At 54.4% G+C, this 21,397-nt stretch carries 24 protein-coding genes; 16 read left to right on the top strand and 8 right to left on the bottom strand.

Annotated elements, in window-relative coordinates; all coding sequences use genetic code 11:
* The first annotated feature begins 33 nt into the window (after positions 1 to 33).
* Entirely contained in the window at positions 34 to 903 is an 870-nt protein-coding gene (locus tag JKP81_RS05775; RefSeq protein WP_200550921.1) for a helix-turn-helix domain-containing protein, read from the top strand.
* On the opposite strand, the gene JKP81_RS05780 is transcribed toward JKP81_RS05775, so the two are convergent.
* A complete protein-coding gene (locus JKP81_RS05780; RefSeq protein WP_200550922.1) occupies positions 886 to 2,070 on the bottom strand; it encodes a benzoate/H(+) symporter BenE family transporter in 1,185 nt (394 codons plus the stop codon). The two genes, JKP81_RS05775 and JKP81_RS05780, sit on opposite strands and share 18 nt — an antisense overlap.
* 160 nt (positions 2,071 to 2,230) lie before the next feature.
* On the opposite strand from JKP81_RS05780, the gene JKP81_RS05785 reads away from it, so the two are divergent.
* The 3 genes from JKP81_RS05785 to JKP81_RS05795 all read left to right on the top strand — a co-directional run bounded on the left by JKP81_RS05785 (position 2,231) and on the right by JKP81_RS05795 (position 5,730).
* Positions 2,231 to 2,806, top strand: coding sequence for a helix-turn-helix domain-containing protein (locus JKP81_RS05785; protein WP_200550923.1), 576 nt, complete (start codon positions 2,231 to 2,233; stop codon positions 2,804 to 2,806).
* A gap of 252 nt (positions 2,807 to 3,058) precedes the next feature.
* Positions 3,059 to 5,017 (top strand): U32 family peptidase, encoded by a 1,959-nt coding sequence (locus tag JKP81_RS05790; RefSeq protein ID WP_200550924.1) that lies wholly within the window; start codon positions 3,059 to 3,061, stop codon positions 5,015 to 5,017.
* Positions 5,018 to 5,193: 176 nt separating this feature from the next.
* Complete coding sequence (locus JKP81_RS05795) at positions 5,194 to 5,730, top strand: hypothetical protein (protein ID WP_016495976.1); 537 nt, start codon at positions 5,194 to 5,196, stop codon at positions 5,728 to 5,730.
* Positions 5,731 to 5,822: 92 nt separating this feature from the next.
* Here JKP81_RS05795 and JKP81_RS05800 read toward each other — a convergent pair whose 3' ends face one another.
* A complete protein-coding gene (locus JKP81_RS05800) occupies positions 5,823 to 6,083 on the bottom strand; it encodes a hypothetical protein (RefSeq protein WP_200550925.1) in 261 nt (86 codons plus the stop codon).
* Between the two features lie 85 nt (positions 6,084 to 6,168).
* Positions 6,169 to 7,119, bottom strand: a complete 951-nt coding sequence (locus JKP81_RS05805) for a LysR family transcriptional regulator (protein ID WP_200550926.1) — start codon at positions 7,117 to 7,119, stop codon at positions 6,169 to 6,171.
* Between the two features lie 96 nt (positions 7,120 to 7,215).
* Here JKP81_RS05805 and JKP81_RS05810 point away from each other — a divergent pair, with 96 nt between their 5' ends.
* Positions 7,216 to 7,896: a nitroreductase gene (locus tag JKP81_RS05810; protein ID WP_200550927.1), complete on the top strand. Its 681-nt coding sequence runs from the start codon at positions 7,216 to 7,218 to the stop codon at positions 7,894 to 7,896.
* A gap of 46 nt (positions 7,897 to 7,942) precedes the next feature.
* Here JKP81_RS05810 and JKP81_RS05815 read toward each other — a convergent pair whose 3' ends face one another.
* The 4 genes from JKP81_RS05815 to JKP81_RS05830 form a co-directional block, all read right to left on the bottom strand.
* Positions 7,943 to 8,404, bottom strand: coding sequence for a hypothetical protein (locus JKP81_RS05815; RefSeq protein WP_200550928.1), 462 nt, complete (start codon positions 8,402 to 8,404; stop codon positions 7,943 to 7,945).
* Between the two features lie 113 nt (positions 8,405 to 8,517).
* Positions 8,518 to 8,646 (bottom strand): DUF2474 domain-containing protein, encoded by a 129-nt coding sequence (locus JKP81_RS05820; protein WP_086868873.1) that lies wholly within the window; start codon positions 8,644 to 8,646, stop codon positions 8,518 to 8,520.
* The gene (gene cydB / locus JKP81_RS05825) at positions 8,646 to 9,656 is read right to left on the bottom strand and encodes a cytochrome d ubiquinol oxidase subunit II (RefSeq protein ID WP_200550929.1); all 1,011 of its coding nucleotides are present in this window, start codon (positions 9,654 to 9,656) and stop codon (positions 8,646 to 8,648) included. Before cydB ends, JKP81_RS05820 begins: the two co-directional genes overlap by 1 nt.
* Complete coding sequence (locus tag JKP81_RS05830) at positions 9,656 to 11,056, bottom strand: cytochrome ubiquinol oxidase subunit I (RefSeq protein WP_200550930.1); 1,401 nt, start codon at positions 11,054 to 11,056, stop codon at positions 9,656 to 9,658. Before JKP81_RS05830 ends, cydB begins: the two co-directional genes overlap by 1 nt.
* A 249-nt stretch (positions 11,057 to 11,305) precedes the next feature.
* On the opposite strand from JKP81_RS05830, the gene JKP81_RS05835 reads away from it, so the two are divergent.
* The 7 genes from JKP81_RS05835 (at position 11,306) to JKP81_RS05865 (ending at position 18,917) form a co-directional block, all read left to right on the top strand.
* Entirely contained in the window at positions 11,306 to 12,712 is a 1,407-nt protein-coding gene (locus JKP81_RS05835) for a PLP-dependent aminotransferase family protein (protein ID WP_200550931.1), read from the top strand.
* 346 nt (positions 12,713 to 13,058) lie between these two features.
* Complete coding sequence (ydcS, locus tag JKP81_RS05840; protein WP_200550932.1) at positions 13,059 to 14,201, top strand: putative ABC transporter substrate-binding protein YdcS; 1,143 nt, start codon at positions 13,059 to 13,061, stop codon at positions 14,199 to 14,201.
* Positions 14,202 to 14,218: 17 nt separating this feature from the next.
* The gene (locus JKP81_RS05845; RefSeq protein WP_200550933.1) at positions 14,219 to 15,232 is read left to right on the top strand and encodes an ABC transporter ATP-binding protein; all 1,014 of its coding nucleotides are present in this window, start codon (positions 14,219 to 14,221) and stop codon (positions 15,230 to 15,232) included.
* A 7-nt stretch (positions 15,233 to 15,239) separates the two neighbouring features.
* Positions 15,240 to 16,169, top strand: coding sequence for an ABC transporter permease (locus JKP81_RS05850; protein ID WP_200550934.1), 930 nt, complete (start codon positions 15,240 to 15,242; stop codon positions 16,167 to 16,169).
* Complete coding sequence (locus JKP81_RS05855) at positions 16,159 to 16,965, top strand: ABC transporter permease (RefSeq protein ID WP_200550935.1); 807 nt, start codon at positions 16,159 to 16,161, stop codon at positions 16,963 to 16,965. Before JKP81_RS05850 ends, JKP81_RS05855 begins: the two co-directional genes overlap by 11 nt.
* A gap of 25 nt (positions 16,966 to 16,990) precedes the next feature.
* Entirely contained in the window at positions 16,991 to 18,415 is a 1,425-nt protein-coding gene (gene patD, locus JKP81_RS05860; protein ID WP_200550936.1) for an aminobutyraldehyde dehydrogenase, read from the top strand.
* A gap of 280 nt (positions 18,416 to 18,695) precedes the next feature.
* Complete coding sequence (locus JKP81_RS05865) at positions 18,696 to 18,917, top strand: hypothetical protein (protein ID WP_200550937.1); 222 nt, start codon at positions 18,696 to 18,698, stop codon at positions 18,915 to 18,917.
* A 56-nt stretch (positions 18,918 to 18,973) separates the two neighbouring features.
* On the opposite strand, the gene JKP81_RS05870 is transcribed toward JKP81_RS05865, so the two are convergent.
* On the bottom strand, positions 18,974 to 19,429 hold the full coding sequence (locus JKP81_RS05870) for a hypothetical protein (RefSeq protein ID WP_017456860.1): 456 nt from the start codon (positions 19,427 to 19,429) through the stop codon (positions 18,974 to 18,976).
* Between the two features lie 204 nt (positions 19,430 to 19,633).
* Here JKP81_RS05870 and JKP81_RS05875 point away from each other — a divergent pair, with 204 nt between their 5' ends.
* The 4 genes from JKP81_RS05875 to JKP81_RS05890 all read left to right on the top strand — a co-directional run bounded on the left by JKP81_RS05875 (position 19,634) and on the right by JKP81_RS05890 (position 21,375).
* The gene (locus JKP81_RS05875; RefSeq protein ID WP_370568850.1) at positions 19,634 to 19,933 is read left to right on the top strand and encodes a hypothetical protein; all 300 of its coding nucleotides are present in this window, start codon (positions 19,634 to 19,636) and stop codon (positions 19,931 to 19,933) included.
* A 171-nt stretch (positions 19,934 to 20,104) separates the two neighbouring features.
* Positions 20,105 to 20,278 (top strand): GhoT/OrtT family toxin, encoded by a 174-nt coding sequence (locus JKP81_RS05880; protein ID WP_200550939.1) that lies wholly within the window; start codon positions 20,105 to 20,107, stop codon positions 20,276 to 20,278.
* 96 nt (positions 20,279 to 20,374) lie between these two features.
* The gene (locus tag JKP81_RS05885) at positions 20,375 to 20,548 is read left to right on the top strand and encodes a GhoT/OrtT family toxin (RefSeq protein WP_017456865.1); all 174 of its coding nucleotides are present in this window, start codon (positions 20,375 to 20,377) and stop codon (positions 20,546 to 20,548) included.
* A 65-nt stretch (positions 20,549 to 20,613) separates the two neighbouring features.
* Positions 20,614 to 21,375 (top strand): alpha/beta fold hydrolase, encoded by a 762-nt coding sequence (locus JKP81_RS05890; RefSeq protein ID WP_200550940.1) that lies wholly within the window; start codon positions 20,614 to 20,616, stop codon positions 21,373 to 21,375.
* Positions 21,376 to 21,397 lie beyond the last annotated feature (22 nt).

The following is a 21,397-nucleotide window of genomic DNA, read 5'->3' on the forward strand; positions in this document are numbered from 1 at the left end:
GGGGTTCTGGTGAATTTATGATAATTTCCGTGAATGTCTGAGCATTACGAAGCTTTTGAAAACCTCAGTAAACACAACGCCGTGTTGCATAACTCGGTGGCGCTGCACTCTGGCATTCAACTGGCGGCCTGGTCGAACAAACGCGACAACATCACCCAGTATTGCAATCACCATACCCTGAGTTTGTACGTGGCCGACGGCTATGAGAGCTATCACAAAACCGCCTACGGCTGGAAAAACGGCGGCGGGCCGGATCGCTTTTGCCTGATGCCGAAAGAGAGCGAATCAGTGTGGGATATCCGCGATACGTTGTCTTTTGTGCACCTTTACTGCACCGATGAGCATCTGCGTGAAGTGGGTGAGCAGGTGTGGGATCGCAGCCCGGCATCGTTCACGCTGGATGAGAAAACATTCTCGCAGGATGCGCGTATTACTGCGCTTTATCGCCAGTTTTTGCTCGGTTGCGACTGGCAGCAAAACGCCAACCAGTTAACGCTGAGTACCGCATCGACGCTGTTACTGACGCACCTGGTGCAGCACTACAGCAATGTGCAGTGGCAACTGCCGACGGTAACGGGCGGTTTGGCGCCGGTGGTGCTTCGTACCGTGCTGGAGTTTATCGATGCGCATCTGGCAGAACCGCTACTGCTGTCGGATCTGGCGGCGCAGGCCGCGCTGAGCGAATACCATTTTGCCCGCATGTTCCGCCAGTCAATGGGCGTTGCGCCGCACCAGTTCGTGATGCAACGGCGCATGGCACGGGCGAAAGATCTGTTGCTTCATAGCGATCAGCCGCTGACCACCATTGCGCTGGCCTGCGGTTTTAACTCTGCCAGCCACTTCAGTAACCGCTTCAAAGCGGCGAAAGGCATGACTCCCTCGCAGCTACGCGCGTCGCGCTAAGCGCAATGCGCCGTAGCAAATCCCGCCGATCGCTAACCCCCAGAATGCAGACCCAATCCCCAGCAGCGTGACGCCGCTGGCGGTAACCAGAAAAGTGACCATCGCGGCATCGCGATCGCGCTCAGCGATCAGCGCCTGGTGCAGGCTACCGCTCATTGTGCCCAGCAGCGCCAGCCCCGCCAGCGTCTGGATCCAGCTTAATGGCAAGGCAGTGAGTAGAGATGTTATCGAGCCGCCAAACAGACCGGCTAGCAGGTAAAACACCCCGGCCGCCACCGCGGCCAGCCAGCGTTTTTCTGCCTGCGGGTGAGCGTCCGGGCTTTGGCAAATTGCCGCCGTGATGGCGGCAATACAAATCGAATAGACGCCAAACGGCGAGAACAGCAGCGCCAGCGCGCCGGTAAAAATAATTAACGGTGAAACCGGAACGGGGTATCCCGCCGCCTGCATCGTGGCGAAACCGGGCGCATTCTGCGAGGCCATCGTCACCAGAAAGAAGGGAATACTGATGCTCACCAGCGACGACCAGTGGAATTCTGGCGTGGTATAAGTCGGTACAACCAGCGCGATAGTGATTTTTTGCGTGACAACCTCACCGCTTAGCCACGCAACCAGCCCCCCGACCAGAAGTGTGGCGACAATGGCATAGCGCGGTGCCAGCGCTTTGCAGATAAGCCAGGCCAGCAGCATGCTGCCACACAAGACAAAATGCCCCTGAATATTGCTAAAAGCCTGCAAACCGAAGCGCAGCAAAATGCCCGCCAGCATGGCCGCCGCAAGCGTGTGGGGAATGATTTTCATCAGCCTGGCGAACAGCCCGGTAATGCCACACAGGACAATTAAGGCATTGGCAAAGATAAATACGCCAACCGCTTCATTTAGCGAAACGCCTTGTAAGCTGGTCGCCAGCAGCGCAGCGCCCGGTGTTGACCAGGCCGTAAGTACCGGCATGCGATACCACAAGCTCAGCGCCAGCGTGCTGATGCCCATACCCAGACCGAGCGCGGTCATCCAGCCGGCAATTTGCACCGCACTTGCGCCCGCCGCCGAGGCTGCTTGCCAGATAATGGCGGCGGAGCTGGCATAACCGACCAGCACCGCGACAAAGCCAGCCAGCAGGCTGGAAAAAGGGAGGGCAGAAGCGCGAGTAAAGGCGACATTCGACATGAAATAATCCTTGTGCGTTATAGCATCCGCATAAAATATCACTGGCCGTTATAGCGCACAAGCTGGCAGATCATTAAGGTATTTGGCGTGGTTATAGTTTCGCTCTCTAAAAAAGAAACGCTGCGCTATACTGCCCCGGATTTTTCTTCCCGGAGGCGTAATGAACATCGCAGACTACCTGGCAAGCACCTTAAAACTTCTCCGTCAGGGCCGTGGCTGGAGCCTTTCCAGGCTGGCAGAAGAGACGGGCGTTTCCAAAGCGATGCTCGGGCAAATTGAGCGTAATGAATCCAGCCCGACGGTGGCGACACTCTGGAAAATTGCCACCGGCCTGAATGTGCCGTTTTCTACCTTTATTGCGCCGCCACAGAGCGATACGCCGCACGCCTACGATCCCGACCAGCAGGCGATGGTGATCACGCCCATTTTCCCGTGGGATGAAAAGCTGCACTTTGATCTCTTTTCCATCACACTGGCACCGGGGGCGATAAGTGAATCGACGCCGCACGAAAGCGGGGTGATTGAGCATGTAGTTGTCATTAATGGCGCGCTGGATTTATGTCTCGGTGGGCAGTGGAAAACATTTACCAGCGGAATGGGCGTGCGTTTCGCGGGCGATGAAGCCCATGCGTATCGCAACAGTTCCGCACATACCGTGCATTTCCACTCGTTGATTCATTATCCAAAAGAAAAAGCCGCAAGCACGCCTGCGGCCAAAAACGACGACGATAAATAACATGACAACGTTGACCCGCGATACTCCGGGCTGCAGGAAAGTTCAGCCCCACCTGCAACCGGCAGTACGGTGGGTAAAACGTGACGAGGAATGTCCGAGTCACCACTCTATCGCCGCATGAAACGGCGTGGAAATAGCAATTTCGACATTGCATTGCCGACAGACGCAAATTCCCCCTGCGGCAGGTGGTGAAACGCCCCGGTTGTGACTACAATAGCCGCCATTTTGCACATAATGGATAACGACGATTGTATGCGCCTGCACCCCCATCATCTTGAACTGTTAAGCCCGGCTCGCGACACCGCCATTGCCCGTGAAGCGATCCTTCATGGCGCTGATGCGGTCTACATTGGCGGCCCTGGCTTCGGCGCGCGCCATAACGCCGGTAACAGTTTGCGCGATATCGCCGAACTGGTGCCGTTCGCGCATCGCTACGGCGCGAAAGTGTTTATTACCCTGAACACGATCCTTCATGATGACGAGCTGGAACCGGCGCAGAGCCTGATCCATGACCTGTACCAGGCCGGTGTCGATGCGCTGATCGTGCAGGACATGGGCGTACTTGAGCTGGATATTCCGCCGATCGAGCTGCACGCCAGTACACAGTGCGACATACGCAGTGTGGAAAAAGCAAAATTCCTCTCCGATGTCGGTTTTAGCCAGATTGTGCTGGCGCGTGAGCTGAACCTAGAGCAGATCCGCGCCATTCATAGCGCGACCGACGCCACCATTGAGTTCTTTATCCACGGTGCGCTGTGCGTGGCCTATTCCGGGCAGTGCAATATCTCTCATGCGCAGACCGGGCGCAGCGCCAACCGCGGCGACTGCTCTCAGGCGTGCCGCTTGCCCTATACGCTGAAAGACGATCAGGGACGCGTCGTGGCGTATGAAAAACACCTGCTGTCGATGAAAGATAACGATCAGACCGCCAACCTGGCGGCGCTGATCGATGCCGGTGTGCGCTCCTTCAAAATTGAAGGGCGCTACAAGGATATGAGCTACGTGAAGAATATCACCGCGCATTATCGCCAGATGCTGGATGCCATTATTGAAGATCGCGGTGACCTGGCGCGCGCGTCTGCCGGGCGTACCGAACATTTCTTTATTCCCTCGACGGACAAAACCTTCCATCGCGGCAGCACCGATTATTTTGTCAATGCGCGCAAAATTGATATCGGCGCGTTTGATTCACCGAAATTTATCGGCCTGCCGGTCGGTGAAGTGCTGAAAGTGGCGAAAGATCACCTCGATGTAGAAGTGACGGAACCGCTGGCCAACGGTGATGGCCTGAACGTGCTGGTGAAGCGTGAAGTGGTGGGTTTTCGCGTCAACATCGCCGAGAAAACGGGCGAGAACCGCTACCGTGTATTCCCGAACGACATGCCGGATGCGCTGCGAACGCTGCGTCCGCACCATGCGCTGAACCGCAACCTTGACCATAACTGGCAGCAGGCATTACTGAAAACCTCCAGCGAGCGCCGCATCGGCGTGGATATTGAGCTAGGCGGCTGGCAGGAGCAACTGGTGCTGACGTTGACCAGCGAAGAGGGTGTCAGCGTGACGCACACGCTGGACGGGCAGTTTGACGAAGCCAACAATGCGCAAAAAGCGCTGGAAAGCCTGAAAGATGGGCTGGCGAAACTGGGGCAAACCCGCTATTACGCGCAGGCGATCACCGTGAATCTGCCGGGGGCGCTGTTTGTGCCCAACAGCCTGCTCAATCAGCTGCGTCGCGAAACGGTAGAGATGCTGGAAGAAGCACGGCTGGCGAATTACCAGCGCGGCAGCCGCAAACCGGTGGCGACACCGGCGCCTATTTACCCGGAAACGCATTTGTCATTCCTGGCTAACGTTTATAACCACAAAGCGCGTGAATTTTATCATCGCTACGGTGTGCAACTGATTGATGCCGCCTTCGAAGCGCATGAAGAGAAGGGCGATGTGCCGGTGATGATCACCAAACACTGTTTGCGCTTCGCCTTCAACCTGTGTCCGAAACAGGCGAAAGGCAATATCAAAAGCTGGCGCGCGACGCCAATGCAACTGGTGCATGGCGACGAAGTGCTGACGCTGAAGTTTGACTGCCGTCCGTGTGAAATGCATGTGATTGGCAAAATTAAGAACCATATTCTGAAAATGCCTCTGCCGGGCAGCGTCGTGGCGTCAATAAGCGCCGACGACTTAGTAAAAACGTTGCCAAAACGCAAATAAACAAAGGGTGGCGCTATGCCGCCCTGTTTTTTTACTGCTCCCAAAACAATTCTTCCAAATAGCCATAAATTATCCCGCCGCAATAAGAACAATCATGCGTTAATAACCGTAATACGTTAATCTGGGCGGGCGGAAATAATAAGAAATGGCTTATTGATGATATTCATGGAGAGGAAATGCGTAAATTTACGTTAAGTGCCTTGCTTGTCGCGGGTGCATTTTTGTTGTCTGCCTGTACGCCGGGCCCGCTCGGCACACAGCGTTATCAGGCCTATACCGGTAGCGACGCGACAGTAGTTTACACGCAGGCTAATAAGGCTCATCAGGGGCTTTTTTATTTCCAGCGTTATAACAAAGAGGGTGACTGCTTTAATTCCGCCGAGATGATTTACATCAGCAATAATATGCTGGAGGGCGTAGTTGACCGGCTTTTTACCAGCCGACTGAAAGGCGATCAATACTGGACATTAATCGTACAGGATAATTCCAGCGGCAGGATGTGGATCCATGAGACCGCCTTTTTCCTTGAAAAAGGCAAACACTATGTGGCGATAAGCTCCCGAGGTGCGGTTGAAATTCCGGCGGATTTGAATATCACCAGCCAGGACGATCTGGATAAAGTGTATGACCGCTATCAGGATAAACCGGCGAAACCGTGGAATTTGCGCCGTGGCATCTGTAAGTCCTGGTTATCCAAAGCGATGGGCTCGTAATCTCTTCAGCAAGCTTTCTTAAAACAGTGTCTACAAGATAAAAAAACAGGCCTTTCGTGATAGCGAAAGGCCTGTTTGCATTGCGGGCTGGATTAGCGGTCGTCACCCGGACGGCTTTCTTCCGGCAGTGGCGGTTTCTTACCGTTGTGTTTGTCGTTGTGTTTATTATCCGGGCGCGGCGGCTTATCCTGCTTGTGTTTCGGCGGCGGTGCCTCGTGCGACGGTTTTTTATCTCCTTTATGGTGCTGGCCGTTTTGGTACTGTTCCGGCGGTAGCGGCGGACGTTCGTCAGCAAACACCATCGAAGAGAAGCTCACCGCCAGAATGGCAGACACCAGTGCAATCTTTTTCATCTTTTACATCCTTACTCGTTCTATTGCGTGGCGACGATTTGACGATAAAAAAGTGAAGGGATTATGGAGCGTTACGCCTTCGGGATTATTCCTGGAGGCGCGGTGGAAGATAGCGCCAGTAGGGCGGTGAACCGAAACTCGCCAGTAAAAAATCGATTACCGCGCGGGTGTTAAGCGACGGGTATTTTCCGCCCGGGTAGAGCAACCACAGCGACTGCGGCGTTGCCGAATAAGTGGCAGTGAAATCGGGCATGAGCGCCACAAGCTCGTTGCGGTTTAGCATCTCACCCACCTGCCAGTCCGGGAAGAGCAATATTCCCGCATCACTCAGTGCGGCCTGTAACAGCAATTGCGCATTATCAGAAACGATTTTGGCCTGCGGCGAAAACTGGCAGGATTTATCCCCTCGCTGAAAACACCAGCGCTGCAAACCACTTTTCCCGCGATACGCCAGTAACCGGTGCGACTGCAACTCCTCCGGCGTGTTTGGTTGACCATAACGGCGCACGTAGGCGGGGGTCGCCACCAAATGGCACTGCTGCTGCGCAATCAGCCGACCGTGCAGCTCGGAATCCTGCAGCGCCGCAATACGCAGCAACAGATCGGTACCATCAGCAAAAGGGTCGATATAGTCATCGTTCAGGTTCAGTTCGATATGCAGACGCGGATAGCACTCGCTCAGCTCGCTGATTTTGGGGCCAATATGACGCAGGCCAAACGAAGTCGGCGCATTAATACGAATGCGCCCGCCTGGCTCGTCGCGACGCTCGCCCACCTGAGTTTGCGCGTCCGCAAGCTGCTGCAACATGGCGCGAAACGTGTCGGCATAGATATGACCCGCCTCAGTGGCGATCACCGCGCGCGTGTTGCGGTACAACAACTGGGTTTCCAGCGCCTGCTCCAGTTGCTGAACCACGCGCGATAACGATGAGGCCGCCAGACCTTCGTTACGAGCGACTTCGGATAAGTTTCCCTCGCGAACAATGGCGAGAAACAGCTGCATTGAGCGCGCGCTAATTTGACTGAGCTTATTCATCTATGCGTAATCCGCAAAGGTCCATGGCGCATTGTAGTGTTTTTACGAACAGGTTTCATCGCTAAGCTACGCGAACAATTAATATGGAGAAGAATCATGAGCACTGTAGTGAAAGCCTTCGATGAAACCATTCGCCAGCGTTTTTCCGCCCGTGCATTTTTACCAACCTCGTTAACGGACGAGCAAATTCAGGACGTGTTGCAGGATGCGCAATATTCCCCGTCTAACTGCAACACGCAGCCGTGGCATGTGCATGTGGTTTCCGGTGAAACGAAAAACCGTCTTGGAAAAAGGATGACGGAAAACGATCTTGAAGGGCGTCAGACGCCGGATTTCACCTTTTCCTATGATGATTTTCACGGCGACTATTTCGAGCGCGCTCATGAGCAAGCGCGGATTTATTACGATGCGATCGGTGTCGCGCGTGAAGACAAAGCGCGTCGCCAGGAGGCTTATCTGCGAAATTACCAGTTTTTTAACGCGCCACACGCGGCTTTCCTGTTTATGCCATCCTTTGGCGACAACATCCGCGTTGCTTCAGATATCGGCATGTACGCACAGAGCTTTTTGCTGTCACTGACGGCGCGCGGATTTGCCGGAATTCCGCAGACTTTACTGGGTTTTCACGCCGATATGATCCGCGAAGAACTCGGTGTTTCCACTGATTATCGGCTGCTGTTCGGCATCTCGTTTGGCTATGCCGATATGTCTGCGCCGTCTGCGAAAACACGCATGCCGCGTATTCCTGTTGAGCAAAGTGTGGTGATGCACGGGTAACTCGCAGATGACCAGAGACGCTAATCGCGAGCGTCTCTGGTCGGTGTTACGCAGCACAAAGCGCGCGGGCGCTCTGTTTCCACTCATCAACCTGATCGGGGTGCAGAAAGGAGAAATAAACGGTGGTGTTATCAGGCAGGATATTTTGCAGCGCTTGCATGCAGTTGGCTTCGCAGGGGCGTAATTCGATATAAACGCTGGTGATCGGCAACTGTTCATCACCATTGCCGGATTTCTCAATGCGTCGTATCGCCGCAATCAGCGCCGCCATTTCGCCATGCAATTTTACCCAGTTATTGGTGTAAATATCCGGTGGCATCTCAATACGCATCTGGCTATTGCCAAAGGCGTAGCGGGAATTACCGCGCAGCGTGTATTCGACAGTGGCGCAGCACGATTCCGGGCCAAAACCATCATGTTTAACCAGCTTTTTTTTGTCTTCCAGCGTACGGCGGACAATCGGATAACCCGATCGGAGGTTGTAAGGCGTCTGAACGAGGTTAATCATTATTTCTCCCTAAACGCATGAAAAATCGCAGCTCTAATGTAAATTGGACAACAAAAAGCGTAGTGAACGATCCCGGAAATTTCTAGCCAGGATCGTCCGTTGCGAATGGCCAATTAGTGCGATTTAAACCCCGCCGCCGACATCAGAAGCCGGAACACCATACTGACCGCAAACAGTGCCAGTACGCTGCCGCCCCAGATTAAAAGCATCCACATCAGGCGGTTGAAGAAGGAGTGTTTCATCAATGATACCCCTCGCCATGTTGCACCTTGCCGCGAAACACGTAGTAGCTCCACAAGGTATAAACCAGAATAATCGGGATAATCAGCAGGGCGCCGACCAGCATAAAGCCCTGGCTTTGCGCAGGTGCTGCGGCCTGCCACAACGTGATATCCGGCGGAATAATATGCGGCCAGATACTGATGCCAAGGCCGCTAAACCCGAGAAAAATCAGCCCCAGTGTCTGCACAAATGGCAGCGTGTGGGAATCCGGGTTGCCGAGACTGCGCCACAGCCAGGCACTCAGTACCACAACTAACAGCGGCACCGGCGAGAAGAAGTAGAGATTCGGCAAGCTGAACCAGCGGTCGGCAATCGCGGAATGCGTCAGCGGCGTCCACAAGCTAATCACGACAATCACCACTAACATCGCCAGCAACAGTTTTCTCGCGGCCTTGCGCATTTTCCCCTGTAGCGGCTCTTCACTTTTCATCACCAGCCAGCTTGCACCGAGCAGGGCATAAGTGATGACCAGCCCGACACCGCAAAACAGATTAAACGGTGTCAGCCAGTCGAGTGCACCGCCGCTAAATGTGCGGCCTGTCACCGGAAAACCGTTAAGCACCGCGCCCACGACTACCCCCTGGGTAAAGGTGGCAAGCAGCGAGCCGGAGAGAAACGCTTTATCCCAGAACGGCCGGTGCGCCGGAGTGGCTTTAAAGCGAAACTCAAAGGCCACGCCGCGAAAAATAAGCCCGATCAGCATTAAGGTCAGCGGAATAGTCAGCGCATCGACAATCACCGCATACGCCAGCGGAAATGCGCCGAACAACCCCGCGCCGCCGAGCACCAGCCAGGTCTCGTTGCCATCCCAGACCGGCGCGACGGTGTTGACCATCACGTCGCGATCGTGAGCGTCACGCGTGACGGGAAACAGGATGCCGATACCAAGGTCAAAACCGTCCATCACGATATACATCAGGGTGGCGAAGACGATAATGACAAACCAGATTAACGAAAGATCGATGCCCATTATTTATCCTCATCTGCCTGGAGATGTTCGCCCACCGCAGACAGCGGTCGTGCCGGCGTACCTTGCGTGGCGTGCTCATCACGCTCCTGCGGCCCTTTGGTGATAAGCCGCACCATGTAGCTGTAACCGACGCCAAAAACGGAACAATAGACAACAAAGAACGCCAGTAAACTGAGGCTCATTTGCAGGTCGCCATGCGCGGAAACCGCATCGGCCGTGCGCAGCAAGCCATACACCACCCACGGCTGGCGACCCACTTCTGTCGTGACCCAACCGGCAAGAATGGCGATTAACCCCGCGGGTCCCATCCATAGTGCAAAGTGTAAGAACGGCCGCGACTGATAGAGCCTGTCACGAAAACGCAGCCACAGCGCGGCGACCCCCAGCGCAATCATCAGCACGCCAAGCCCGACCATAATGCGAAACGACCAGAATACAATCGGTGAATAGGGGCGCTGATCTTTCGGGAAATCTTTTAGCGCCGGGACTTGCTTATCGAGGCTGTGCGTCAGGATCAGACTACCGAGCGCCGGGATCGCCACGGCGTAACGCGTGCGCTCCTGCTCCATATCCGGCAAGCCAAACAGCAGCAGCGGTGTCGCTTCTCCGGGCGGGTTTTCCCAGTGGCCTTCAATAGCAGCAATTTTTGCCGGTTGATGTTCAAGCGTATTCAGCCCGTGCATATCGCCGACCATCGCCTGAATCGGCGCAACAACCAGCGCCATCCACATCGCCATAGAAAACATCTTGCGGATAGCGGGCGTACTATTCCCGCGTAACAGATGCCAGGCGGCAGACGCGCCGACAAACAACGCACTGCTGAGGAATGCCGCAATGGTCATGTGCAGCAGTCGGTACGGGAAGGAGGGATTAAAGATAACCTTGAACCAGTCGACCGGCACCACCTGGCCATTTTCGACGATAAAACCCTGCGGCGTGTGCATCCAGCTATTGGACGCGAGGATCCAGAAGGTGGACATAATGGTGCCCAGCGCGACCATACAGGTGGCGAAAAAGTGCAGGCCAGGCCCGACTTTGTTCCAGCCAAACAGCATCACGCCGAGAAAACCCGCTTCAAGGAAGAAGGCGGTCAGCACTTCATAGGTCAGTAATGGCCCGGTAATGCTGCCGGCAAACTGGGAAAAACCGCTCCAGTTGGTGCCGAACTGATACGCCATCACCAGCCCGGAGACCACTCCCATACCGAAGTTAACGGCGAAGATCTTCGACCAGAAATGGTACAACGTGCGCCAGTCCGGGTTGCGGGTTTTAAGCCACAAACCTTCAAGCACCGCCAGGTAACTGGCGAGGCCGATAGTGATTGCCGGAAAAATGATATGAAAAGAAACGGTGAAGGCGAACTGTATTCTCGCCAGGTAAAACGCGTCTAAACCAAACATGCACAACCCCAATGTCAATGTTGTGGTGTCAATGTTAATGAGCACAAGCGTGAACTTGCAGAAACAGATACAGGGAATTTTCGTATAACAGTTCCCTGTAAAGGGTATGGCAGGTTGCTGATTAGTCCAGACGAAGCGGGAACCGGTAACCATAACAGTGCGCATAATGAGCTGTTTTGTATAAACTGATATAGCAAGATAGCGCACCGCGTGCCATGATGTAGACGTTTTGTTAACACGTGAAAAATCATGAAAAAATACCAGCGCCTGGCGCAGCAAATCGCAGAACAAATTGATCTTGGCGTCTGGCGACCGGGAGAGAAACTGCCGTCGCTGCGTGAGCAGGTGACCAGCAGCGGACTGAGTTTTATGACCGTCGGTCATGCTTATCAGTTGCTGGAAAGCCAGGGGCGGGTGATTGCCCGGCCACAGTCTGGCTATTTTGTCGCGCCAGCGCCCGGCTTACCGCGCGCGCCGGCGGCTAAGGTCACGCGTGATGAAGCGGTGGACATCAATACCTATATTTTTGACGTGTTACAAGCCAGTTGCGATGCTTCGGTGCTGCCGTTTGGTTCCGCCTTCCCCGACCCCAAACTGTTCCCGATGCCGCAGCTCAACCGCTCGCTGGCAAAGGTGAGTAAAAGCGCCACCGCCATGAGCGTGACAGAAAACCTGCCGCCGGGAAACAGCCAGTTGCGCCACGCCATTGCCAAACGCTATGCCCGCCAGGGGATGAACATTTCGCCGGATGAAATTGTTATTACTGCGGGCGCGCTGGAAGCGCTGAATCTCAGCTTACAGGCGGTGACAGAACCGGGTGACTGGGTGATTATTGAAAGCCCCTGTTTCTACGGCGCGTTGCAGGCGCTGGAGCGGCTCAAGTTAAAAGCGCTATCGGTACCGACCGATGTCAAAGAGGGCATCGATCTTGATGCGCTGGCGCAGGCATTAACTGACTATCCGGTAAAAGCCTGTTGGCTGATGACCAATGCGCAGAACCCGCTCGGGTTTACATTAAGCGCTGCGAAAAAGGGGCAACTGGTCGCGCTGCTGGCACAACACAACGTCACGCTGATTGAAGACGATGTTTACAGCGAGCTTTACTACGGGCGCGAACAGCCGTTACCGGCGAAAGCCTGGGACACGCAAGATATGACGTTGCACTGCTCCTCATTTTCGAAATGTCTGGTCGCCGGATTTCGCGTCGGCTGGGTCGCTGCCGGACGCCACGCCAGGCGCATTCAGCAATTGCAATTGATGAGCACCTTATCCACCAGTTCGCCGCTGCAACTGGCGCTGGTCGATTACTTATCGACCCATCACTACGACGCCCATTTGCGCCGCCTGCGCAGACAGCTTGCCGAGCGCAAACATTTGGCCTGGCAGGCGCTGCTGCGCCATCTTCCGCCGGAAGTGAAAATCTACCGTAATGAGAGCGGCTATTTCTTGTGGCTGGAGTTACCCGCCGGGCTGGATGCCGGTGAACTGAGCCAGCAGGCGCTGGCGCACCATATCAGCATTGCGCCGGGGAAAATGTTTTCGACGTCCGACAACTGGCGTTCGTTTTTCCGCTTTAATTGCGCCTGGGTCTGGGGCGATAAAGAGGAGCGGGCGGTAATGCAATTGGGCGAATTAATTCGCCAGATGATGAATTAACCGCACCTGACATTCTTATTTTCTGAATAACTTATTCTCCTGTTAAAAATAACGGCGGCGTAAATATGACGTACGCCGTCATTATTTTCTGCGCTCCCGAACCTGGTATTCATAGGAAATGTGAATAGCAACACAGATTAACGGACGTTCGCTAACTCCTTGTCTATACTCCAAAAGAGCGCGCAATAGCATTTTCATTGTTAACGCAATGCGTCATCTGTCACATCCTTGCGAAATTTCCGACGGGCCACATTCATGCCGTCAGCGCGCCGTCTATTTTTATTAAGGGAGATATATTTACGGCAAGGCGGCCGCACTTTTTTCATTGCGACAGGAGTAGACAATAATGAGCAAGAAATTTGCCCGCAGCAGCCTGTGTGCGCTGGGTCTGACCGTTATAACCGCACACGCCGCCGAGCCAACCGAAATGGGAAAGGGGGAAGGTCGGCTGGATATTATCGCCTGGCCTGGCTATATCGAGCGCGGCCAGACCGATAAGCAATATGACTGGGTGACCGCCTTTGAAAAAGAGACCGGCTGCGCGGTGAATGTGAAAACTGCCGCCACGTCCGATGAGATGGTGAGCCTGATGGCGAAAGGCGGCTATGACCTGGTAACCGCCTCCGGTGATGCCTCTTTACGCCTGATCATGGGTAAACGTGTCCAGCCGATAAACACCGCGCTTATCCCCAACTGGAAAACGCTCGACCCGAAGCTGGTGAAAGGTGAATGGTTTAACGTTGCGGGGAAAATCTACGGCACGCCTTATCAGTGGGGGCCAAACCTGCTGATGTATAACACCAAAACCTTCCCGACGCCGCCTGATAGCTGGGCGGTGGTCTTTGTGCAGCAAAATCTGCCGGACGGCAAAAGTAATAAAGGCCGCGTGCAGGCCTACGATGGCCCGATTTATATCGCCGACGCCGCGCTGTTCCTGAAAGCCACGCAACCGCAACTGGGCATTGACGATCCGTACCAGCTTACCGAAGCGCAGTATCAGGCGGTGCTGAAAACCCTGCGCGATCAGCATCTGCTCATTCACCGTTACTGGCATGACACCACCGTTCAGATGAGTGACTTCAAAAACGAAGGCGTAGTGGCTTCCAGCGCGTGGCCTTATCAGGCGAATGCCCTGAAAGGGGAAAATCAGCCGATTGCCACCGTGTTTCCCAAGGAAGGTGTAACCGGCTGGGCGGATACCACCATGCTGCATGCCGATGCGAAACACCCGAACTGCGCTTACAAGTGGATGAACTGGTCGCTAACGCCGAAAGTGCAGGGTGATGTGGCGGCGTGGTTTGGTTCACTGCCGGTGGTACCGGAAGGGTGCAAGGCCAGCACCTTGCTGGGTGAAAAGGGCTGCGAAACCAACGGCTACAGCTACTTTGACAAAATCGCCTTCTGGAAAACGCCGGTGGCGCAAGGCGGCAAATATGTGCCTTACAGCCGCTGGACGCAGGATTACATCGCCATTATGGGCGGCCGTTAACCTGCCAGGAGCGCGTTATGACCTATGCGGTAGAATTCCTCGATGTCGCCAGAGTCTATGGCGATGTGCGGGCGGTTGACGGCGTAACGTTCGCCGTCAACGACGGAGAGTTTTTCTCCATGCTGGGGCCGTCCGGCTCCGGCAAAACCACCTGCCTGCGGCTGATTGCCGGGTTTGAACAGCTCAGCGGCGGTGCCATTCGTATTTTTGGCCGCGAAGCCAGTGAGCTGCCGCCCTGGGAGCGGGACGTGAACACCGTCTTTCAGGATTACGCGCTGTTTCCGCACATGTCCGTTCTCGATAACGTCGCCTACGGGCTGATGGTGAAAGGCGTGGACAAAAAACAGCGCCATGCCCGCGCCCGTGAGGCGCTGGAAAAAGTGGCGCTCGGTTTTGTGCACGCCCGTAAACCCTCGCAGCTTTCCGGCGGCCAGCGGCAACGCGTTGCTATCGCCCGCGCGCTGGTAAATGAACCCAGAGTGTTATTGCTCGATGAACCCCTGGGCGCGCTGGATCTAAAGCTGCGCGAGCAGATGCAGCTGGAGCTGAAAAAGCTGCAACAGGATCTCGGCATCACCTTTATTTTTGTCACTCACGATCAGGGCGAAGCCTTGTCGATGTCCGACCGCGTGGCGGTGTTCAACAATGGACGTATTGAGCAAATCGATACGCCGCGCGAACTTTATCTGCGCCCGCGTACGCCGTTTGTCGCCGGGTTTGTCGGCACCTCGAATGTGTTTGATGCGAAGCTTGCGGAAAAACTCTGCGGTATGAACGGCGTCTACTCGCTACGCCCGGAACACATTCGCCTGAATACGCCGGGAGAAATTGAAGCCAGCGCGGTGGTGCAGGCAGTGCAATATCAGGGCGCATTGACCCGTTTTGAACTGGCGCTGGCGCAGGGGGAAAAATTGCTGGTCAGCCAGGCAAACCTCTCCGATGCGTTACTGCCACAAACGCTGGCACCGGGACAACAGGTGCGGGTTTCCTGGTCGCGCGAGGCAATGGTGCCATTACAGGGAGCGGGGTGAGAGGGTAATGAGCATTGCGCAACGTTCGCCGCGCCGCGTCAATCTTAGCGCCGTCTTCTGGCGCAAACCTGTGTACGGGCTGCTTTTGCTGCTGCTCGGCCCGCTGATGTGGTTTGGCATTGTCTATTTAGGTTCACTGCTTACGTTGTTGTGGCAAGGGTTTTACACCTTCGATGATTTCACCATGTCGGTTACCCCGGATTTGACGTTCGCCAATCTGCTGGCGCTGTTTAACCCGGCTAATTACGACATCATTCTTCGTACGCTGATGATGGCGATGTGTGTGACGGTGGCGAGCGCCATTCTCGCCTTTCCGATGGCGTGGTATATGGCGCGTTATGCACAGGGCAAATGGAAAGCGTTCTTTTATATCGCGGTGATGTTGCCGATGTGGGCGAGCTACATCGTTAAAGCCTACGCCTGGACGTTGCTGCTGGCGAGAGATGGCGTTGCGCAGTGGTTTTTAAGCCATCTGGGGCTGGAGCCGCTACTCGCTGCGTTTTTGACGCTGCCCGCCGTGGGTGGTAATACGCTTTCCACTTCCGGGCTCGGACGTTTTCTGGTGTTCGTCTATATCTGGCTGCCGTTTATGATCCTGCCAATTCAGGCGGCGCTCGAGCGCTTACCGCCATCGCTGTTGCAAGCCTCAGCGGATTTAGGCGCGCATCCGCGTCAGACTTTCCGGTATGTGGTGTTACCGCTGGCAGTGCCAGGTGTGGCGGCGGGTTCAATATTTACCTTTTCGCTGACGCTCGGGGATTTTATCGTGCCGCAACTCGTCGGGCCGCCGGGATATTTCATTGGCAATATGGTTTATTCACAGCAAGGGGCGATTGGTAATATGCCGATGGCTGCCGCGTTTACCCTCGTGCCGATGGTGTTGATCGCCCTTTATCTGGCGTTTGTGAAACGCCTGGGAGCGTTTGATGCACTCTGAACGCGCACCGTTTTTGCTCAAAATCGCCACCTGGGGCGGTGTCATCTTTCTGCACTTTCCGCTTTTGATCATCGCCATCTATGCTTTCAATACCGAGGACGCCGCATTCAGCTTTCCGCCGCAGGGCTTTACGCTGCGCTGGTTTAGCGTGGCGGCGGCAAGGGGAGATATTCTCGATGCGGTGACACTGTCACTGCAAATCGCGGCGCTGGCGACGGCCATTGCACTGGTTCTTGGCACACTTGCTGCAATGGCCTTATGGCGCAGCGAGTTTTTCGGTAAAAACGCCATTTCCTTACTGCTGCTGTTGCCGATTGCCTTACCGGGAATTATCACCGGGCTTGCGCTGTTGACCGCGTTTAAAACGGTCAATCTGGAACCGGGCTTTTTCACCATCGTCGTAGGACATGCCACGTTCTGCGTCGTGATAGTGTTTAACAACGTGATTGCCAGGTTTCGGCGAACCTCCTGGAGCCTGGTCGAAGCATCGATGGATTTGGGTGCGAACGGCTGGCAAACCTTCCGTTATGTGGTGTTACCCAACCTGGGTTCGGCGCTCCTGGCGGGTGGCATGCTGGCGTTTGCGTTGTCATTTGACGAAATCATTGTCACCACCTTTACCGCTGGCCACGAGCGTACGCTACCACTGTGGTTGCTCAACCAGTTGGGACGCCCGCGGGATGTACCCGTCACCAACGTTGTGGCGTTGCTGGTAATGCTGGTGACGACGATTCCGATTCTGGGGGCCTGGTGGCTGACCCGTGATACCGACACGATTGCCGGAACCGGCAAATAACTGACCACGTTGAAAGGACTGAACTATGCAACATCAACTGTTTATCAATGGAGTACTGGTTAACGGCGAAGGCGAGAAGCAGCCTGTTTATAACCCGGCTACCGGTGACGTGTTGCTGGAGATCGCTGAAGCCTCCGCTGCACAGGTCGATGCCGCTGTGCAGGCGGCCGATCGCGCGTTTGCCAGCTGGGGACAAACGACGCCGAAAGCGCGCGCCGAATGCCTGTTGCAACTGGCGCAGGTGATTGAGGACAATGCGGAAACTTTCGCCCGGCTGGAATCCCTCAATTGCGGTAAACCTCTGCACTGTGTACTGAACGACGAAATTCCGGCGGTAGTGGATGTGTTTCGCTTCTTCGCTGGCGCAGCGCGCTGCCTGAATGGGCTGGCGGCGGGCGAGTATCTGGAAGGACATACTTCAATGATCCGCCGCGATCCGCTGGGTGTCGTCGCCTCGATTGCGCCGTGGAACTACCCGCTGATGATGGCGGCCTGGAAGCTCGGCCCGGCGCTGGCGGCGGGCAACTGCGTGGTGATCAAGCCGTCGGAAATTACGCCTCTCACCGCGTTAAAACTGGCGGAACTGGCGAAAGATATCTTCCCGGCAGGCGTGCTGAATGTGTTGTTCGGGCGCGGCAGCACCGTGGGCGATCCGCTGACCGGCCATGAAAAAGTGCGCATGGTTTCCCTGACAGGCTCGATTGCCACAGGCGAGCACATTATTGGTCATACCGCCTCGTCGATTAAGCGCACCCACATGGAACTTGGCGGCAAAGCGCCGGTGATCGTGTTTGATGATGCGGATCTCGATGCGGTGGTGGAAGGGGTTCGCACTTTCGGTTTTTACAATGCCGGGCAGGATTGCACCGCCGCATGCCGTATCTACGCGCAAAAAGGCATTTACGACGCGCTGGTGGAAAAGCTGGGTGCGGCGGTGTCCAGCCTGAAAATGGGCGCGCCGGACGATGAATCCACCGAACTTGGGCCGCTCAGCTCCGCAGCGCATCTGGCGCGCGTTAGCAAGGCGGTCGATGAGGCCAAAGCGCTCAGCCATATTCGCGTGGTGACCGGCGGTAAAAGGCATGAAGGCGCTGGCTATTATTACCCGCCAACGCTGCTGGCAGGGGCAAAACAGGAGGATGCCATTGTACAGCGGGAGGTGTTTGGCCCGGTGGTGAGCGTCACGGTGTTTGATGATGAGGAGCAAGTGCTGGGCTGGGCCAATGATTCGCAATATGGGCTGGCGTCATCGGTGTGGACTAAAGATGTGGGTCGCGCGCATCGCCTGAGTGCGCGTCTGCAATATGGCTGCACCTGGGTAAATACGCATTTTATGTTGGTGAGCGAAATGCCGCACGGCGGACAGAAACTCTCAGGCTATGGCAAAGATATGTCGCTCTACGGGCTGGAAGATTACACCGTCGTACGCCATGTGATGATCAAACATTAATCCACAAATAAACGCCACGGACGGCGTTTATCGCATTTATTCCCTTATGAAACATGAGGTAAATCGCATAGTAAATTAAGTGTGTTGTTATTAATGAAAAACTGGTTTAATAATAGCCAGCCATCAGCGGAGTGGCGAAATAAAAACATTTAAATAAAACCGCATACAGACATTGCCCCGATTGATTGTCATATGAATGTCATCAACGCGAAAAATGGCAGTCATTGCAGTGGGTGAGAATGTCTGGCTTTTAAAAAAATCAGGCAAGGAAAATAGAGTAATGAGTAAAATCGTAGTCGTGCTCGTACCAGGGGGCGCGTCTGAATTTTTGACCGTTGAAGATGGCGAAACCTCGGTACAATGGGCGATAGCGGGGCTTGATGGCGGGGCGGCAAGTGCGCGTATGCCAATCGAAACCTACTATTGCGAAGGTGAAGAGTTTTATTTTGCCCGCGTTGAAAGTCTCTCGGGTAATGAAACAGCACCCTCCATGCTGAATTAAAAAATAAGGGCTCAGATGAGCCCTTATTTATTTAACAATGCAATTAATTTGCAGGCTTACCTTTTCAGGAATACCTCATTTTCACGCGGTGCCCAATCTTTCTCTGAAAAATCATATGTCGAGAAGGGCTCATCTTTTACGCCCTGCGAACGCAGAACGGCGCGCACTTCCGCTGGCAGCGTTTCCTCGCGGAATAACTCCGCCAGTACGAACATCGCGTCAATAAACGAGAGTTGTTTTACTTCAAAGGGTTTCCAGCCGGTGCGTTTGAATATTAAATGATAAAGCGCCTCTTCACCGGCAAGCGGAACGAAACTGCTGGCATATTTTTCCCGGTGGCGAGAGAGCAACACTTCGAGGACGAATATCTGCGCGATGCGCTGCCGGGCCGCATTGCCCCGGGCGGTATCAGTGGTCATATCAACGTGCGTTATATCATTGTTTTCACGCACCCGAACTTCTATGGCTTGCCACAGGTCGTCATATTTCTGCATAACCTTACCTTGTTTCATCTGATGTCTGCCTTGCCGGTAGACAATATCAGAGATGATCCCGGCTCGCCAAACTTCCCGACGTTATTATCGGCCGCAATAACATATCAGTTAATCCTTAAGTTAAATTAATGGATATATCATTTCATTACGCGCGGAGTTTGTGTTTAATCATTTTTGACCCGCCACAAAATAATGATCAACCTGGCCTGGATTCGCCGAAAAATAAACATGAAAAATATATTGCTGTTGTGGGCAGCGCTCGCCGCCACAGGTTTATGCACGACATCTGAAAGTTATGCCAAAACGCAGCGCCTGTCGGATGCGCAGGTGAAACAAGCGATCATTGCTGAATCTATTGCTAACTACCCCGGCCCCTGTGCCTGCCCCTACAACCATGCCCGGAACGGCAGTTCATGTGGGAAACGCAGCGCGTGGAGCCGTGCAGGCGGTTATTCGCCCATTTGCTACGCCGAAGAAGTCACGAAAGAGGATATTGCACGGTGGCGTGAAACACATCAGTAGGAAAAAATCCGACCACAGAAAAAGAAAGCAGTTGTGGTTTTTTTCGCTCTCACAGCCAGTTAAATCAAAGCTGGCGGCTACACCTTTCGTGGTAATCCTTAATCGACTTGATATATATCAATAAAAAGAGCATATTGCGTTCGTTTTGTTATTTCTGGGTTAATGTTTGTTATGTCGTTATACCAAAAAATGTTGGTTTTTTACTTTGTCATGGCGCTGATTTGCGCGCTGATTACCTGGTTTCTTTCTCACGATTGTAAACGTATTCGCCTGCTGAGCGCGTTTTTAGTGGGGTCGACATGGCCCATGAGCTTCCCGGTTGCGCTGTTATTTTCCATATTCTAAATTTTGCCAACAAAGCGTGACGGCGAAAGCGATAACGCCTTGAAAATTAGTGCAACATGTTAGGCGGATGTTTTACCTAAGGACAGGAGACAGACGTTGGAACTCTACACCAAACTGCTTATTTTCTACGTTGTCATGGCGGTGTTATGTGCCGTGGCAACCTGGTTTCTCGCCAAAGATAGCCGCAAAATCCGCCTGCTTAGCGCTTTGTTAGTCGGCGCGACTTGGCCCATTAGTTTTCCTGTCGCGTTACTTTTTTCTCTCTTTTAATCGTGTCCTTGCCATAATGCTGTGATACTGTATATAAAAACAGTATTGCGACAGAGAGGGCAGTTATGGACAGTCTCTATTCACTCCACGCGCAGGCGCAGGTGCGCTGGCACGCGTTACCGGGCAAAGGCGATCCGGTGGTTTTTATTCATGGCCTGGGTTGCGCGTCTTCGTACGAATACCCGCGCATTGTTGCCGATCCGGCCTTTGCCGGCAGGCGCGCCATTCTTATCGATTTGCCGGGCTACGGTTACAGTGAACGTCCGGCGAGCTTCTCTTATCGCACCAGCGATCAGGCGCAAGTGGTGATTGAACTGCTGGATCATCTTGGGCTCGATGCATTCTGGTTATACGGCCACAGTATGGGCGGCAGTATTGCGATTGAAGTCGCTTCGCGTATCCCGCAGCGTGTCAACGCGCTGGCCGTTTCTGAACCTAATTTTCACGCCGGTGGCGGGGCGTTTAGCCGCGTTATCGCGGCCCAGGATGAGGCCGATTTTGTCACCTGCGGCTACGCGGCAATGCTGGCGCACGAAAAAACCGCCTGGGCCGGAAGTCTGCAAAGCAGCGCGCCCTGGGCGGTGTGGCGCGGCGCGAAAAGTCTGGTTGATGGTATAGAGCCGTCGTGGATGTCGCTATTTGCCCATTTTCCGCGCCCCAAAACGTTGATTTTTGGCGAGCTGTCGTTACCGGACAACGATGCCGACAGTGTGCTGCAACAAGGGATTGAACTGCGCATTATTCCGCGTGCCGGTCATTCAATGTCTGACGAACAGCCAGCCTTGCTGGCGCAGACGTTAGCGGCATTTATTGCAGAACATGAGTAAAAAGAAACCCGGCACATTTGCA

The organism is Kosakonia sp. LAM2021, assembly GCF_016620385.1.
GTDB classification, from domain to species: Bacteria; Pseudomonadota; Gammaproteobacteria; order Enterobacterales; family Enterobacteriaceae; genus Kosakonia; species Kosakonia sacchari.